Origin of the sequence: Blastococcus aggregatus (genome assembly GCF_900221005.1) — a bacterium.
Lineage (GTDB): Bacteria > Actinomycetota > Actinomycetes > Mycobacteriales > Geodermatophilaceae > Blastococcus > Blastococcus aggregatus.
Genome location: NZ_OBQI01000001.1, coordinates 1,068,010 through 1,082,642 on the forward strand (window position 1 = coordinate 1,068,010; position 14,633 = coordinate 1,082,642).

Genomic DNA, 14,633 nt, shown 5'->3' on the forward strand with positions numbered 1-14,633 from the left:
CCTCGTCCCGCCCCGCGGTTCGATCGTGGGCCCATGCATCCCCATCTGGCGGCAGCCGCAGAGCTCCGCGGTGGCGTCTTCACCGTCGCCGACGCTCGTGCTGCCGGATACCGCCCGGACGAGATCCGCGTCGCCGTCGGCACCCGATCGTGGCGCCGGCTGCGACGCGGGGTCTACGTCTCCGCCGGGACGTGGGCCGCCGCAGCCGCCGACGAGCGGGCGCGCCACCTGCTGCACTCCCTCGCCGCCCTCGCGGCGCTCGGGCCCGGGCCGGTCCTCAGCCATTCCTCCGCGGCGCGTTACCACGGACTGATCCTGCCGCGCGGGACCGGCGCCGACGTGCGGATGACGCACAGCGACCAGTGGCGGAACGGCCGCGGCTACCGGATCGCCGCGGCCGCGCTGTCGCCGGACGAGGTCGTCCAGGACGGCGCCCTCCCCGTGACCTCCGTGTCCCGGACCCTGGTCGACTGCGCTCGGGAATGGGCCCTCGTCGACGCCGTCGTCGCGCTGGACGCCGCCCTCCACGGCGAGCTCGTGATGCGACGCGACCTCACGGCCATGGTCCTGCGGCAGAGCCACTGGCTCGGCATCGGTTCAGCGGCACGCGCCGTCGACCTGGCGGACGGACGCGCGGAATCGCCGCTGGAGACCCGCGGTCGGCTGGTTCTGCTCGACGCGGGATTCCGTCAGTTCGAGACGCAGGTCGAGCTGCACGGCCCCGCCGGGTTCGTGGCGCGGGTGGACGGCTGGCTCGAGGACATCTGCGCCGCCGTCGAGTTCGACGGCTGGATCAAGTACGCCGACCCTCGCGATGGCCGGACGCCGGCCCAGGTCGCCTGGGAGGAGAAACGGAGGGAAGACCTCATCCGGGATCTCGACGTGCCCGTGGTCCGCATCGTCCAGGCCGATCTCCCGCGCCTGGAACGTCCGATCCGCCGGCTGCGCGAGCTCAGCAGCCGGCCGATGACGGGCCCACGCCGCTTCCGCGTCGTCCGACGTCCGGAGCCCGGCGCCGAACTCGGGGACGCGGCCGCCTGACCGCGCCGTCCCCTGCCGGGACGTCCTCACTCAACGCAGAGCGTCCTCCCTCACCGTGCACCGTGAGGGAGGACGCTCGACGATCAGGTCACCTGATCCCAGCTGCGGGTCAGACCTTGAAGCGGGCGACGGCCTCCTGCAGCTCGCCGCTCATGCGGGCGAGGTCCGCCGAGGCGGCCTGGGCGTCGTCGACGCGCTGGTTGGTCTCCTGCGTGCCGGCGGCGAGGCCGGAGATCGCGGCGGCGATGCCCTGCGTGCCGCTGGCGGCCTCGGCCACGTTCCGGTTCATCTCGTTGGTCGTGGCGGTCTGCTCCTCGACGGCCGCGGCGATCGTCGCCTGGAAGTCGTTGATCTCGCCGATGACCGAGGAGATCTGGCTGATCGCCTCGACCGCACCCGCCGTGTCGGCCTGGATGGCCTCGACCCGCTGCGAGATGTCCTCGGTCGCCCGCGCGGTCTCCTGCGCGAGCTCCTTGACCTCGCTGGCGACGACGGCGAAGCCCTTGCCGGCCTCACCGGCGCGGGCGGCCTCGATGGTGGCGTTGAGCGCCAGCAGGTTGGTCTGCTCCGCGATGCCGTTGATCAGCTTGATCACGGTGGCGATCTCCTGGGAGGAGTCGCCGAGCTTGCCGACCGTGCGGGTCGTGTTCTCCGCGACCGCCACGGCCTGACCGGCGACACGGGCGGCCTCGGTGGCGTTGTGCGCGATCTCCCGGATCGCCGACTCCATCTGCGAGGAGCCGGTGGCCACCGTGTCGACGCTGGCCGCGACCGCACCGGCGGAGGCGACGACGTCGTCGGCCTGACCGGCGGCGAGGCGGGCGTTGGCCGAGATGCCCTCGGACGCCGCGTTGAGCTGGGTGGAGGCCGCGGCGAGGCGGGTGGAGGAGTCGTTCACCAGCAGCAGGACGTGCGAGATCGCGTCGAGGGTCTCGTCGAGCGACTCGGCCATCTCGCCGAGCTCGGCACCACCGGTGCGGCCGGCGCGCACGGTCAGGTCACCGGCGGCCACCTGGCCCAGGATCTCGCGGATCCGCTGCACCGGGCGGGTGACCCCGCGGGAGACGATGGTGGCCAGGACCACGCTGATCAGCAGGCCCGCGAGCATGATGCCGACGGTGAGGTTGCGCGCCGAGGCGTAGGCGTCAGCGGCTCCGGCGGCCGTGGCCGCGGATGCCTCCGACGCGGCCGCGGTGGCGGTGGTGATCGACTCCTTGATGACGATCTCCTGCTCACCCATGATCCCGAGGAGCTCGATCGCCCGCGGCGGGTTGCTCGCGATGAACCCGGGCGTCGAGAGCTCGGCGAGCGCCGGCAGGTAGGTGTCGACGGCGGTGGCGAACTCGGTGAACGCGGCACGCGCCTCGGCCGGGAGCGGCATCGCGCCGACGGCGGCGGTCCGGTCGGCGAGGATCTGCATGTACTCCGCAGCACCCTCCTTGGCCTTGGCGATCGTCGACGGGGGCAGGACGGCGACGTTCGACCGGGCCACGTTGGCGGACAGCTGCCACCAGTCGGCCTCCAGGCGGCGCAGGCCGTCGAGCGGGACGGCGCCGCGCTCGTACACCTGCTCGGCCTTGTCGCTGAGCTCGCCCATCCGGTTGATGCCGAAGGCGCCCACGCCGACGGTGGTCAGGGCGACGACGAGGATCGAGCCCAGCATCCGGCTCCGCAGGCCGAACCGGGTGCTGCGCACGCGCTCGGCCGACTCCTCGGACGAGTTCCCGTCCGTCCCGACCGCGTGGTCGTCTCCCTGCATCATCCCTGCCCGCTTCCTGTACGACTGGACGTCGAAACCCGACGCACTGCCTATCGGCCGCCGGGCGCGGAAGTTGAGCAGAGTGGTCAGAGGGAGGCGAGGAACGCCGCCACGCCGTCCTCGTCGTTGCCGACGGTGACGTCGGTGGCGACGGCGAGCAGGTCCGGGTGGGCGTGCGCCATCGCCACCGCCCGGCCGCCGCCGTCGCGCACCCACTCGAACGCGGCGATGTCGTTGGGCATGTCCCCGAAGACGACGACGTCCTCCGGGCCGACGCCGTGCAGGTCCGCGACCCGCCCGATCCCGGTGGCCTTGGTGACGCCGGGCGCGGAGATCTCGGCCAGGGCGTCGGTGGACGAGTGCGTCACCGTGGCCCGGTCGCCGACGACCGCCTCGATGAGCTCGACGAACGCGTCGGGGTCCATCGACCCGTGGCGGGCCAGCAGCTTGGCGGCCGGCGCTGCCGTCATCTCCTCCAGCGTGGCGACGGCGACACCCGGCACGTTCACGTCCCAGCGGGGGCGGTAGACCGGCTCGTGGCGGAACTGCCAGCCGTACTCGACGGCGAACCAGGTGGTCGGCTGGTGCTCGCGCAGCGCGGCGGTGATCGCCTGCAGCGCGTCGGGCTCCAGCGGTGCCTCGTCGATGATCTCCATCGGCTCGAGGTCGAGCAGCACGGCGCCGTTGCAGCAGACCGCCGTCCCGTTGCCCAGCACCGTGCGCACGTTGTGCATCCAGCGCGGCGGGCGGCCGGTCGCGAGGACGAACGGCACACCCTCGGCGCGCCATCGGTCCAGCTCCGCGACCGTTGCGTCACTGACGCTGTCGTCGGAGCGCAGCAGCGTGCCGTCCATGTCGCTGGCGATCAGCCGCGGTCGCCAGTCAGACATCGCGCAGCACCGCCTCGAGGTAGCGGGCCACGCCCTCGGCCTGGTGCCCGCTGGTGACCTCCGGCGTCAGGGCCCGGACGGCGGGGTGCGCGTTGGCGACGGCGACCGCGCGCCCGCCGGCGTCCTGCACCGCCCCCAGCATCGGCAGGTCGTTGGGCATGTCCCCGAACACGAGGACGTCGCCGAAGCCGACGCCGTACCGGTCCAGTGCCAGCTGCAGCCCGCTGGCCTTGGTGATGCCCGGCGGCAGCACCTCGATGAAGCCCAGGCCCGCGTGCGTCAGCTCCGCGTCGGCGGGGTCGACGACGGTGCGGGCCAGCGCCAGCAGCTCGTCCTGGTCGAGGGTCGCCGAGCGCAGGAAGACCTTCAGGACGGCGCCGGCCGGCAGCACCTCGTGCCGCGCCAGCAGGTGCGAGGGTTCGGGGTAGGGCCAGTCGAAGCCGTGCTGCACGCGCAGCCGGGTGCGGACCTCGCCCTGCTCGGCGGCGTCCTCGACGGCGAGCACGACGTCGCCGACCACCCGCTCGATGGCCTCGACGACGCGGGCCGCCTGCTCCCGCGGCAGAGCCACGGTGCGCAGCACCTCGTCGCGCTCCAGGTCGACGACGAACCCGCCCTGCGACAGCACGGCCAGCCCGCGGCCGCCGAGGGCCGCGCGCACGCTGTCCAGCAGGCGGGGCCCGCGGCCGGTGACGCCGACGACGGGGATGCCGGCGTCCCAGCACGCCTCCAGCGCCGCCCGGGTGCGCGCACCGACCAGGCCGTCGGCGTCCAGGAGGGTGCCGTCGAGGTCGCTGGCGACGAGCTTGGGCCGCCACGGACCCAGGTCGCCGAGGTCGACCACGCGGTCGGCGCCGTCCAGGACCCCGTGGGCCCGGATGGCGCGCGGGGGGCTGCCGGTCATGCGGTCGGCACCGGGGCCGCGAGCGTCATGCCCGGCGTCAGCGCCTCCACCCCGCCCAGCCACGGGCGCAGCGCGACGGGCACGTGCACCGAGCCGTCGGCGCGCTGGTGCACCTCGAGCAGGCAGGCGATGGTCCGGGCGATCGCGCAGAGGGTGCCGTTGAGCGTGGCCGCCGTCTGGTTCTTCCCGTCCGCGTCGCGGTAGCGGATGCCGAGCCTCCGAGCCTGGAAGGTGGTGCAGTCCGAGGTGCTGGTGAGCTCCCGGTAGGTGCCCTGGGTCGGGAACCACGCCTCGATGTCGTACTTGCGCGCGGCACTGGTGCCCAGGTCACCGGCGGCGATGTCGACCACCCGGTAGGGCAGCTCCAGCGCCTGGAGGAACTCCTCCTCCCACTGCAGCAGACGCAGGTGCTCGGCAGCGGCGTCCTCGGGTGCACAGAAGCTGAACATCTCGACCTTGTCGAACCAGTGCACGCGGATCAGGCCGCGGGTGTCCTTGCCGTAGGAGCCGGCCTCGCGGCGGAAGCAGGACGACCAGCCGGCGTAGCGCTTCGGGCCCGCGGAGAGGTCGAGCACCTCGTCGGCGTGCATGCCGGCGATCGCCACCTCGGAGGTGCCCACGAGGTAGAGGTCGTCGCGCTCGATCCGGTACACCTCCTCGTCGTGCTCGCCGAGGAAGCCGGTGCCCTCCATGGCCGTGGGCTTGACCAGCGCGGGGGCGATGACGGGGGTGAACCCGGCGGCGACGGCGCGGCTGATGGCCAGCTGCGCGAGCGCGAACTCCAGCAGCGCGCCGGGTCCGGTGAGGAAGTAGAAGCGCGAGCCGGAGACCTTGGCGCCGCGCTCCATGTCGATGGCGCCCAGGGCCTCGCCGATCTCCAGGTGGTCGCGCACCGGGAAGTCGTAGGCCGGCACCTCGCCGACGGTGCGCAGGGTGACGGCGTCGTCCTCACCGCCGGGCGGGACGTCCTCGTGGACGACGTTGGCGATCGCCAGGTGGGCGGCGCGCAGGGCGGCGTCGGCCTCCCGCTGGCCCTCCTCCGCCGCCTTGACCTCGGCGGCCAGCGCCTTGGCCCGGTCCAGGACGGCGGGCCGCTCCTCGGGGGTGGCCTTCTTGACCGCCTGGGAGGCGGCCTTCTGCTCGCCGCGCAGGTCGTCGACCCGCTTGACCCCCTCGCGGCGGGTGGCGTCGGCGGCCAGCAGCGTGTCGACCAGGGACTCGTCGTCACCCCGGGCGCGCTGGCTGGCACGGACGAGGTCGGGGTTCTCACGCACGAGCCGCAGGTCGATCACGGGGACAACATTAGGTGAGCCGCCCCTGCGACGGCCGCGTCCGCGGGAGCCGCCTGCGAGGGCCCGCGTCGGCGCGGGGCCCGGAGGGCTCCCGGCGGCGTGGGCCGGACTCGCTCGTCGCCGCTGGGGGCGGTGCGTGGCCGCGGTGTCGTCCGGAGGACGACAATGCAGCAATGCGCTTCCTGCAGCGGCCCGACCACGACCTCACCTACGCCGACGTGTTCATGGTGCCCAACCACTCGACGGTCGGCTCCCGGCTCGAGGTCGACCTGACCACGCCCGACCGCGTGGGGACGACCATCCCCGTCGTCGTCGCCAACATGACGGCGATCTCCGGCCGGCGCATGGCCGAGACCACGGCCCGCCGCGGCGGCCTCGCGGTGCTGCCGCAGGACATCCCGGTCGACGTCGTCGCCGCGGTCGTCTCCTGGGTCAAGCAGCGGCACCCGATCTACGACACCCCGATCACGCTCTCCCCGCACTCCACGGTGGGCGAGGCGCTGTCGCTGCTCACCAAGCGCGCGCACGGGATCGTCGTCGTGGTCGAGGACGGCTCGCCGGTCGGCGTCGTCACCGACGGGCAGTGCCAGGACGTGGACCGGTTCACCCAGCTGTCCGAGGTGATGACCCGCGAGCCGCTCACCATCCCGGCCGGCACCGACCTGCCCAAGATCTTCGACGTCCTCTCCGGCGAGCGGATCAGCGCGGCGCCCGTGGTCGAGGGCGACCGGCTGGTCGGCGTCGTCACCAAGAAGGGCGCGCTGCGCTCGGCGATCTACACGCCGGCGGTGAACGCGGACGGGCACCTGCTCACCTCCGCAGCCGTGGGCATCAACGGCGACGTCGCCGGCAAGACGTCGGCCCTGCTCGCTGCCGGCGTGGACGTCCTGGTGGTCGACACCGCGCACGGGCACCAGGAGAAGGCGATCGAGGCGCTGCGCGCGGTGCGCTCGGTGGCGGGCTCCGTACCGGTCGTCGCCGGCAACGTGGTGACGGCGCAGGGCACCCGCGACCTGATCGAGGCCGGTGCCGACGTCGTCAAGGTCGGCGTGGGCCCGGGCGCCATGTGCACCACCCGGATGATGACCGGCGTCGGCCGCCCGCAGTTCTCCGCCGTCGAGGAGTGCGCCACGGAGGCGCGCACCCTGGGCAGGCACGTGTGGGCCGACGGCGGTGTCCGGCACCCGCGCGACATCGCCCTCGCCCTGGCTGCCGGCGCGGCGAACGTTATGGTCGGCTCCTGGTTCGCCGGCACCTACGAGTCCGCCGGCGACATCCACGACGACGGCTCGGGCCGGCTCTACAAGGAGTCGTTCGGCATGGCGTCCGCGCGCGCGGTCAAGGCACGGACGGCCGGCGCATCGGGGTTCGAGCGGGCGCGGGCCGGCCTGTTCGAGGAGGGCATCTCGTCGTCCCGGATGTACCTGGACCCGCAGAGCCCCGGCGTCGAGGACCTGATCGACCAGATCGTCGCGGGCGTGCGGTCCTCGTGCACCTACGCGGGCGCCCGCACGGTGGACGAGCTGCACGAGCGCGCGGTGCTGGGGGTGCAGAGCTCGGCCGGCTTCGAGGAGGGCCGCCCCCTGCCGACCAGCTGGTGAAGCCGCTCCCGCTCCCGGTCTTCGAGGCGCTGGTCGCCGACGCGCTCGACGAGGTGCCGCCCGACCTGCTGGCGCTGATGGACAACGTCGTCGTCCTGGTCGAGGACCGGAACCCCGAGGAACCGGACCTGCTCGGCATCTACGAGGGGTTCGCGCTCACCGAGCGGGGCTGGGAGTACGGCGGGGCGCTGCCGGACCGGATCATGATCTACCGCGAGGCGATCTGCGACATCTGCGAGACGGCCGAGGAGATCGTCGAGGAGGTCACGATCACCGTCGTCCACGAGATCGCGCACCACTTCGGCATCGAGGAGGAGCGGCTGCACGAGCTCGGCTGGGGCTGACGGCGGCGGCTTACGCTCGACAGGTGCCCCTGCCGACGACGCGACGTGTGAGCCTGGCCCTGTTCGCGACGGCGCTGCTGACCACCGGCTGCGCGGGCAGCGGGACGGGGCGCACCGAGGCCGCCCCGCCGTCCGCGTCTGCCGAACTGCTGGAGCCGACCGCGTTCGCCGATGTCGTCGCGGGCGAGGAGGCCTTCGTCATCAACGTGCACGTGCCCGACGAGGGCTCGATCGAGGGCACGGACGCCGCCATCCCCTTCGACCGGATCGAGCAGCAGAAGGCGGCGCTGCCGGCGGACCGCGGTACGCCGCTGGCCGTGTACTGCCGCTCCGGCAGCATGAGCGCCGACGCCGTGGCCACGCTGACCGAGCTCGGCTACGCCGACATCGTGGACCTCAGGGGCGGGATGCAGGCCTGGTCGGCGGAGGGACGCCCCCTGCTGCCGCCGGGCTGACCCTCCCTGTGCGGACTTTCGGTGCAGAAAGTCCGGTCAGGTGCGGCCGGTAGCGTTCCGGGACGTGCCCGACAACATCGCCGCCGCCGGCAAGCTGCCGATCAAGATGCTGCACGACCGCATCCTGGTCGCGCTCCGCAAGGAGGACGGCGACCGGCGGTCCAGCGGCGGCATCCTCATCCCCGCGACCGCCCAGGTGGCCAAGCGGCTGATGTGGGGCGAGGCCAAGGGCGTGGGCCCGAGCGTGCGCCAGGTGAAGGTCGGCGACCAGGTGCTCTTCTCGCCCGAGGACCAGCACGAGGTCGAGGTGCACGGCGAGGACCTGATCATCCTGCGCGAGCGCGACGTGCACGCCGTCGCCGCCGAGCGCATCGAGGAATCGACCGGCCTCTACCTCTGACACCCCTCGCAGGCATGGGAAGCAATACACCCGTTCTCGGGCCCACAACGGGTGCATCGCTTCCCATGCCTAGGGCGCCGCGGGCGGCTCGGCGCGGGCGTGGCGGGTGATCACCGCGGTCATGTCCTCCAGCCAGCGGTGGACGACGGCGAGCTCCGCGGGCGTGTAGGCGTCCATCGCGGCCGTCATGTCCTGCGCGAGCCCGCCGAAGTGGTCCGCCCCGGCGGCCATCGCGGAGTCCGACATCTCGAGCACCACCCGGCGGCGGTCGGCGTCGTCGCGCGACCGGCGCAGGTGACCGACCTTCTCCAGCCGGTCGACCAGCGCCGTCACCGACGCCGAGCGCAGCTCGACGGCCTCGCCGAGCCGGCCGGCGGTGAGCGCCTCACCCCGCCGGGCGGCGTCCATGATCGCGACCAGGGCACGGACGTCGGTGCGGTTCAGCCCGTGCAGCTGGGCGAATCGCTGCCCGACTGCATCCAATTCGACGTTCAGCCGGCGAAGGAGCAACGCCAGTTCCTGGCGCGCGCGAGCGGTGTCCTCGGACATGCCACCTCCGTTCGCGCGCCCCAACCCGCCGACGTAATCTCTCGATGATCGAGATTATCGACCGACGAAGGACATCATGCAGCGCCGCACCCGTCTCCTCCGCTGGCTGATCCCGGCGCTCGTCGCCGTCGCCTGGCTGGTCCTGGCCGGCCCCCTGGGCTCGTTCGGCGGCAAGCTGGCCGAGGTCTCGGAGAACGACTCCGCCGCCTTCCTGCCCGACAGCGCGGAGTCCACCCAGGTCACCGAGCTGAGCCGCGAGTTCCAGAGCGAGCGCACCCTGCCGGTGATCCTGCTGTGGGAGAGCGAGGACGGCGCCCTCGACCCCGCGGTGCAGGCCGAAGCGCAGGACCGGCTGGACCAGGCGATCGCGATCGCCGAGGACGCCGGCGCGCTGGAGGGCGAGGCCTCACCCGTGATCCCGTCCGAGGACGGCGAGGCCGTGCAGGCGGTGCTCCCGTTCGACCCCGACCTGGGGGACGCCCTCCCCGAGATCGTCGGGGAACTGCGAGGGCTGGACGGCATCGACGGCACGACCGCCTTCGTCACCGGTCCCGGCGCGATCTTCGCCGACTTCGCCGAAGGCTTCTCCGGCATCGACGGGCTGCTGCTGCTCGCGGCGTTCGGCGTCGTCCTGCTGATCCTGCTGGTCGTCTACCGCAGCCCGCTGCTGCCCTTCCTGGTCATCGGCACCGCCGGCATGGCGCTGGTCGTCTCCCTCGCGGTCGCCTACTTCCTCGCGAAGCAGGGCTGGATCGACGTCAACGGCCAGAGCCAGGGCATCGCCTCGATCCTCGTCGTCGGTGCGGCGACCGACTACGGCCTGCTGCTGGTCGCCCGGTACCGCGAGGAGCTCCGCCAGGAGGAGTCCAAGTACACCGCGATGCGGGTGGCGCTGAAGCAGTCGTGGGAGCCGATCCTGGCCTCGGGCGGCACGGTCATCCTCGGCGTCCTCTGCCTGCTCTTCTCCGATCTGGGCTCCAACCGCGGCCTGGGCCCGATCTCCGCGGTCTGCATCGCCTTCGCCATGCTCGCCGCGCTCACCTTCCTGCCCGCGGTGCTCGTGCTGTTCGGCCGGGCCGCGTTCTGGCCGTTCCGCCCGAAGTACGGCGAGGAGCACGCCCACGGAAAGGGCTGGGAGCGGATCTCCACCTCGGTCGGCCGCCGTCCGACCCGGTACCTGCTCGGCAGCGTCGGCGCGCTCGTCGTCCTCGCGCTGTTCCTGCCCACCTTCGACTCCGACGGCATCCCGCTGTCCGAGGGCGTGCGCGGGGGCTCCGAGTCCGGAGCGGGCCAGGAGGCCATCGCCCGGCACTACGAAGCCGGCGCCGCCAGCCCCGCCGTCATCATCACGCCGGCCGACGGCTGGCAGGAGGTCGCGGACGCCGCGGCCGGGACCGACGGCGTCGCCGGGGTCGAGCCGTTCACCGGCCGGCAGGCCGGTCCGCCCGGAGCCGGCGACGCCGAGCCGCTCGAGGTCGACGGCCTGGTCCGCCTCGAGGCCACCCTCGACGACGCCCCGGACAGCGAGGCCGCGCAGAGCACCGTCTCCGACCTCCGGACGGCGGTGAGCGACGTCGACCCCGACGCCCTGGTCGGCGGCAGCTCCGCGCAGGACCTCGACACCCAGGAGACCGCGGCCCGCGACCTGCTGGTCATCGTCCCGCTGGTGCTGCTGGTGATCACCGTCGTGCTGGCACTGCTGCTGCGCGCGGTCGTGGCGCCCCTGCTGCTGGTCGGCACCGTCGCGCTCAGCACGGCGGCGACGGTCGGCGTCGCGGCGCTCGCCTTCGACCACCTGTTCTCGTTCCCGGACAGCGATCCGCAGGTGCTGCTGATCGGCTTCGTGTTCCTGGTGGCGCTGGGGATCGACTACAACATCTTCCTGATGACCCGGGCACGGGAGGAGTCGATGCGGCACGGCACCCGGGACGGAATCCTGCGGGCGCTGACGGTGACCGGCGGGGTGATCACGAGCGCCGGTCTGGTGCTCGCCGCCACCTTCGGCGCGCTCACGGTGCTGCCGCTGGTCATCCTCATCCAGCTCGGGTTCCTGGTCGGCTTCGGCGTCCTGCTGGACACCTTCGTCGTCCGCACGCTGCTGGTGCCGGCGGCGGTCCACCTGATCGGCGACAAGGTCTGGTGGCCCAGCGCACTGGCGAAGGGCCCGACCGCCCCCGAGGCCGACGACCGCGAGCTCGAACGCGTCTAGCTCAACCGGCGACGGCGATCCAGCCGACCAGTGCGACCCCGACCAGCACCCACGCCAGCGGGACGCGGTTGACCCAGCGGGCGGCGCCGAGCAGCCGGTTGGCGAACAGCACCCACGCGGCGACCGTCGTCGCGAGGGCGACCACCGGGTAGACCCACCAGGCCAGGATCACGAACGCGGCGGCGACCGAGTCCCAGTTCGCCAGGCTCATCGTCCCGCCGATGGCCAGGAAGAACCACGGCAGCAGGAACAGCAGGTAGCCGCCCTGCAGGATCCCCAGCTCGATCGCGGTGGCGCGCCGGGTACCGGGCTCGTCGGGGCGCCGGACCAGCGGCGTCGCGGGCATCACGGCGGCGGAGCGTAGCGGCGCGGCGCGCCCCCGGGGTCAGACCGCGCCGGAGCGCACCCGGTCCAGCCAGTCGCCCGCCTCGGCGAAGGCGTCGTCGGCGGACTCGGCCGGCACGGGGCAGTTCTGCCGCCCGTCGGCGCGGGGATAGGAGCCGAGGAACCGGACGTCCTCGCACACCCGGTGCAGCGCGGCCAGCGCCTCGCCCACCCGGCGGTCGGCGATGTGCCCCTCGCAGTCCAGCGAGAACGAGTAGACGCCGAGCCGCTGGCGGGTGGGCCGGGACTCGATGCGGGTGAGCGAGATGCCGCGGGCGGCGAACTCCCGCAGCAGGTCCAGCAGCGCCCCGGTGCGGTCCCCGACGACGGCGACCAGCGAGGTCTTGTCGTTGCCGGTCGGCGCCGGCAGCGGGCCGGGCCGGCTGACCAGCACGAAGCGGGTGACGGCGCCGGCGTGGTCGGCGATGTCGTCGGCCAGCGCCTCCAGCCCGTAGCGCTCCGCCGCGATCGCCGCGCAGACGGCCGCGTCGTGCTCGCCCGCGGCCACGGCGGCGGCCGCCGCGGCGGTCGAGCTGGCCGGGAGCGGCGTGATGCCGGGCAGGTTCGTCTCGAGCCACCGGCCGGTCTGCGCCAGCGCGTGCGGATGGCTGGCCACCGAGCGCACCGCGTCCAGCGTCGTCCCGGGCCGGACGGCGAGGGTGAAGGCGACCGGGAGGAACACCTCGCGGGTGATGATCAGCGGATCGCCGTCGGCCAGGCCGTCCATGGTGGCGGGCACGGAGCCCTCCACCGAGTTCTCCAGCGGGACCAGCCCGGCGTCGGCGTCCCCCGAACGGACGGCGGCCAGCGTCGCCGGGACACTCGGGCGGGGGGTTCGCGTTCCCCCGCCGGTGTCAACGGCACTGCTGAGCGCTGCCTCGGCGAAGGTACCCTCGGGCCCGAGATAGGCGAACCGCGTGGGAGACGTGCTGGGTTGCATCCCGGGCATCCGACGAGGGTAGTGCGGGCGGGTCACGACGAACGCGTGACCCGGGGGAAGCTGCCTCGCTGATCGGGAACTCCGGCTCCCACGAACCGGACGACGACCCGCGACTGGAGGTGGCGTGCCCCCCGCCTCGGCAGCCGCTGCCTCCCCGACGCCGTCGCCGTCCGAGCTCGATCGGCTGCACGCCGCCCTGTGGCGCCTCCTGGCCACCGGCGAGCGGGACGACGCCGCCTTCGGCGACCTCGTCGACGACGTGGACGACGTGTTCTCGTCCAGCGCCGATCCGTACTGGGTGGCGTGGCGCTCCGCGCTGGCGGCCCGCCGCGGCCTGGCCGACGGCGACGCCGACGCGGCCACCGAGGCGATCACCGCCGCCCGGGAGGCGCTGCACGGCTGCCTGCCCTCGGTGTGGACCGCGCTCACCCTGGCCTACCTGGCCCACCTCGAGGTCACCGCCGACCACGTCGACGCCGCGATGCTCATGGCCGTCGACGCCAGCCTGCAGACCGAGGAGCCCTCCGCGCAGGAGCCCTCCCGCGCGCTGCTGCAGGCGCACCGCTGGCTGTCGCTCACCCTCGCCGGCCTCGACCTCGAGGAGCTCGCCGTCGCGCACGCCGGCCGGGCGCACCGGGTGGCCGCCCAGCTCCCCGACGTCGACGACCAGTGGCGGACGCTGCTGCTCAGCGCCCAGCAGCACGTGGAGCTGGCCCAGACGCTGCACCGCCGCGGCGACGAGCAGCGCGCCGCCGAGCTCGCCGAGGAAGCGATCGGCTGCGCCACCGCCGCCCGCGGGCTCGACCGGGAGCCCGAGCCGGCCGAGGCCGACCTGCTCGACGTCGTCCAGGCGTGGGCCATGACGTGCACCGACGACCTCGACGGCGCGCTCGGCCCGCTGCGCCGCGTGCACCGGCACGTGCAGGCCGACGGCGGGGTGTGGCTGCGCGGCTACACCGACCTCGTGCTCGCCCGGCTGCTGGCCCGCCTCGCCGCGCGCGACGGCGACCTGATCCGCGGCGAGGAGGCCGTGGGGCTGCTCGTCGACGCCTCGGGCGCCTTCGCCGCGTCCGGCGACCGCCGCCGCTACCGGCAGTGCCTGCTCGAGCTCGGGCAGAACACCGCCGACCTGGGCCGCCCGGCCGAGGCGCTGCACTGGCTGGAGGCCTACCGCGCCGACACCGGCCGCGCGCACGCCCGCGGCCGCGAGCTGTGGGCGGAGATGTTCGTCCGCCGGAGCCGGCTGCGCGAGGCCGAGCGGCAGGCGGCGGTGCTGCGCCGGCATGCCCTCGAGGACCCGCTGACCGGCCTGGGCAACCGGCGCTCCGCCGAGCGCCGGCTCGCCGGCCTGCGGTTCGGTGAGGAGCCGCTGTCGCTGGCGGTGGTCGACGTCGACCGGTTCAAGGCGGTCAACGACGGCGCCTCGCACACGCAGGGCGACGTCGTGCTCCGCCGGGTGGCCGACCTGCTGCGCGAGCACAGCCGCACCGGGGACGAGGTGTTCCGCTGGGCCGGCGACGAGTTCCTGGTGCTGCTGCCGACGGCGACCGAGGCGCAGGCCGTCGTCGTCATGGAGCGGCTGCGCGCCGCCGTGGCCGCCGCCGACTGGGGCGACCTGCGGCTGACCGAGCCGGTCACGGTGAGCGTCGGCGTCGCGACCGCGCCCCAGGTGGGCGAGGACCAGCCCGAGCCGGTGGTGGGCTGGCGGGCACTGTTCGACACCGCCGACCTGCTGCTGTTCTCCGCCAAGCGCAGCGGGCGCAACCGGGTGCGCGCTCCCGGCGGCGGCCCGGCCGACGGGCGGACCGGAGCGTGACGACGGCGGCGGGATGGGACAGGTGGGACGCGACGGGCGGAGGACGGCG

General features: G+C 73.9%; 14 protein-coding genes. 7 read left to right on the plus strand and 7 right to left on the minus strand.

Annotation, left to right across the window (positions count from 1 at the left end; genetic code table 11):
* Positions 1-33: 33 nt before the first annotated feature.
* On the plus strand, positions 34-1,041 hold the full coding sequence (locus tag CRP29_RS05350; RefSeq protein ID WP_097193931.1) for a type IV toxin-antitoxin system AbiEi family antitoxin domain-containing protein: 1,008 nt from the start codon (positions 34-36) through the stop codon (positions 1,039-1,041).
* Between the two features lie 109 nt (positions 1,042-1,150).
* Here CRP29_RS05350 and CRP29_RS05355 read toward each other — a convergent pair whose 3' ends face one another.
* The 4 genes from CRP29_RS05355 to serS form a co-directional block, all read right to left on the minus strand.
* The gene (locus CRP29_RS05355) at positions 1,151-2,737 is read right to left on the minus strand and encodes a methyl-accepting chemotaxis protein (RefSeq protein ID WP_245852463.1); all 1,587 of its coding nucleotides are present in this window, start codon (positions 2,735-2,737) and stop codon (positions 1,151-1,153) included.
* A gap of 149 nt (positions 2,738-2,886) precedes the next feature.
* Positions 2,887-3,690 (minus strand): HAD family hydrolase, encoded by an 804-nt coding sequence (locus tag CRP29_RS05360; protein WP_097193932.1) that lies wholly within the window; start codon positions 3,688-3,690, stop codon positions 2,887-2,889.
* Positions 3,683-4,594, minus strand: a complete 912-nt coding sequence (locus CRP29_RS05365) for an HAD family hydrolase (RefSeq protein ID WP_097193933.1) — start codon at positions 4,592-4,594, stop codon at positions 3,683-3,685. Before CRP29_RS05365 ends, CRP29_RS05360 begins: the two co-directional genes overlap by 8 nt.
* Positions 4,591-5,886: a serine--tRNA ligase gene (gene serS, locus CRP29_RS05370; protein WP_097193934.1), complete on the minus strand. Its 1,296-nt coding sequence runs from the start codon at positions 5,884-5,886 to the stop codon at positions 4,591-4,593. Before serS ends, CRP29_RS05365 begins: the two co-directional genes overlap by 4 nt.
* A 173-nt stretch (positions 5,887-6,059) precedes the next feature.
* Here serS and CRP29_RS05375 point away from each other — a divergent pair, with 173 nt between their 5' ends.
* From CRP29_RS05375 to CRP29_RS05390, 4 genes are all read left to right on the plus strand, one after another.
* A complete protein-coding gene (locus CRP29_RS05375) occupies positions 6,060-7,487 on the plus strand; it encodes a GuaB1 family IMP dehydrogenase-related protein (protein ID WP_097193935.1) in 1,428 nt (475 codons plus the stop codon).
* Positions 7,484-7,831, plus strand: a complete 348-nt coding sequence (locus CRP29_RS05380; RefSeq protein WP_091990200.1) for a metallopeptidase family protein — start codon at positions 7,484-7,486, stop codon at positions 7,829-7,831. Before CRP29_RS05375 ends, CRP29_RS05380 begins: the two co-directional genes overlap by 4 nt.
* 23 nt (positions 7,832-7,854) lie before the next feature.
* The gene (locus CRP29_RS05385; protein WP_097193936.1) at positions 7,855-8,286 is read left to right on the plus strand and encodes a rhodanese-like domain-containing protein; all 432 of its coding nucleotides are present in this window, start codon (positions 7,855-7,857) and stop codon (positions 8,284-8,286) included.
* Positions 8,287-8,350: 64 nt separating this feature from the next.
* On the plus strand, positions 8,351-8,686 hold the full coding sequence (locus tag CRP29_RS05390) for a GroES family chaperonin (RefSeq protein WP_245852466.1): 336 nt from the start codon (positions 8,351-8,353) through the stop codon (positions 8,684-8,686).
* Between the two features lie 69 nt (positions 8,687-8,755).
* Here CRP29_RS05390 and CRP29_RS05395 read toward each other — a convergent pair whose 3' ends face one another.
* Positions 8,756-9,235: a MarR family winged helix-turn-helix transcriptional regulator gene (locus CRP29_RS05395; protein ID WP_097193937.1), complete on the minus strand. Its 480-nt coding sequence runs from the start codon at positions 9,233-9,235 to the stop codon at positions 8,756-8,758.
* 76 nt (positions 9,236-9,311) lie between these two features.
* Between CRP29_RS05395 and CRP29_RS05400 the strand changes: the two genes are divergently transcribed.
* The gene (locus CRP29_RS05400; protein ID WP_097193938.1) at positions 9,312-11,444 is read left to right on the plus strand and encodes an MMPL family transporter; all 2,133 of its coding nucleotides are present in this window, start codon (positions 9,312-9,314) and stop codon (positions 11,442-11,444) included.
* 1 nt (position 11,445) lies between these two features.
* Here the strand turns inward: CRP29_RS05400 and CRP29_RS05405 are convergent, their stop codons facing one another.
* A complete protein-coding gene (locus tag CRP29_RS05405) occupies positions 11,446-11,790 on the minus strand; it encodes a hypothetical protein (RefSeq protein WP_097193939.1) in 345 nt (114 codons plus the stop codon).
* A gap of 39 nt (positions 11,791-11,829) precedes the next feature.
* Entirely contained in the window at positions 11,830-12,777 is a 948-nt protein-coding gene (gene pheA, locus CRP29_RS05410) for a prephenate dehydratase (protein WP_245852468.1), read from the minus strand.
* 115 nt (positions 12,778-12,892) lie between these two features.
* Between pheA and CRP29_RS05415 the strand changes: the two genes are divergently transcribed.
* Positions 12,893-14,584 carry a GGDEF domain-containing protein gene (locus CRP29_RS05415; RefSeq protein WP_245852470.1) on the plus strand — a complete coding sequence of 564 codons (1,692 nt, stop codon included), beginning with the start codon at positions 12,893-12,895 and terminating at the stop codon, positions 14,582-14,584.
* Positions 14,585-14,633 lie beyond the last annotated feature (49 nt).

Excerpts from the sequence above, each read along its gene's own strand:
- CRP29_RS05405 (WP_097193939.1), bottom strand. The coding sequence starts at position 11,790 with ATGCCCGCGACGCCGCTGGTCCGGCGCCCCGACGAGCCCGGTACCCGG.
- CRP29_RS05395 (WP_097193937.1), bottom strand. The coding sequence starts at position 9,235 with ATGTCCGAGGACACCGCTCGCGCGCGCCAGGAACTGGCGTTGCTCCTT.
- pheA (WP_245852468.1), bottom strand. The coding sequence starts at position 12,777 with ATGCCCGGGATGCAACCCAGCACGTCTCCCACGCGGTTCGCCTATCTC.
- CRP29_RS05365 (WP_097193933.1), bottom strand. The coding sequence starts at position 4,594 with ATGACCGGCAGCCCCCCGCGCGCCATCCGGGCCCACGGGGTCCTGGAC.
- CRP29_RS05350 (WP_097193931.1), top strand. The coding sequence starts at position 34 with ATGCATCCCCATCTGGCGGCAGCCGCAGAGCTCCGCGGTGGCGTCTTC.
- CRP29_RS05400 (WP_097193938.1), top strand. The coding sequence starts at position 9,312 with ATGCAGCGCCGCACCCGTCTCCTCCGCTGGCTGATCCCGGCGCTCGTC.
- CRP29_RS05375 (WP_097193935.1), top strand. The coding sequence starts at position 6,060 with ATGCGCTTCCTGCAGCGGCCCGACCACGACCTCACCTACGCCGACGTG.
- CRP29_RS05360 (WP_097193932.1), bottom strand. The coding sequence starts at position 3,690 with ATGTCTGACTGGCGACCGCGGCTGATCGCCAGCGACATGGACGGCACG.